Origin of the sequence: Streptomyces tateyamensis, assembly GCF_003205575.1 — a bacterium.
Lineage (GTDB): Bacteria > Actinomycetota > Actinomycetes > Streptomycetales > Streptomycetaceae > Kitasatospora > Kitasatospora tateyamensis.
This window is the reverse complement of sequence record NZ_PYBW01000291.1, coordinates 652-955: the sequence shown is the minus strand read 5'-3', so window position 1 is coordinate 955 and position 304 is coordinate 652. Positions and strand designations below refer to the sequence as shown.

The 304-nt window shown below is 74.7% G+C and carries 1 protein-coding gene; it reads right to left on the bottom strand.

Annotated features, from left to right (window positions below; genetic code table 11):
- On the bottom strand, window positions 1-304 hold a 304-nt coding region (locus tag C7C46_RS37060), incomplete at both ends, for a cobaltochelatase subunit CobN (protein WP_245985324.1).

Below are 304 nucleotides of genomic sequence, written 5' to 3'. Positions count from 1 at the left end.
GGCCGGGTCCATCGCGGCGATGTTGGAGTGCTCGTCGAGCAGCTGCTCCAGCCGGGCGATGTCGCCGTAGGAGTCGGCCCGGGCCATCGGGGGCACCAGGTGGTCGACCAGCGTCGCGTGCGCCCGGCGCTTGGCCTGGGTGCCCTCGCCCGGGTCGTTGACCAGGAACGGGTAGACCAGCGGCAGGTCGCCCAGCGCCGCGTCCGGGCCGCAGTCGGCGGAGAGTGCGGCGGTCTTGCCGGGCAGCCACTCCAGGTTGCCGTGCTTGCCCAGGTGCACGACGGCGTCGGCGCCGAAGCCGCCG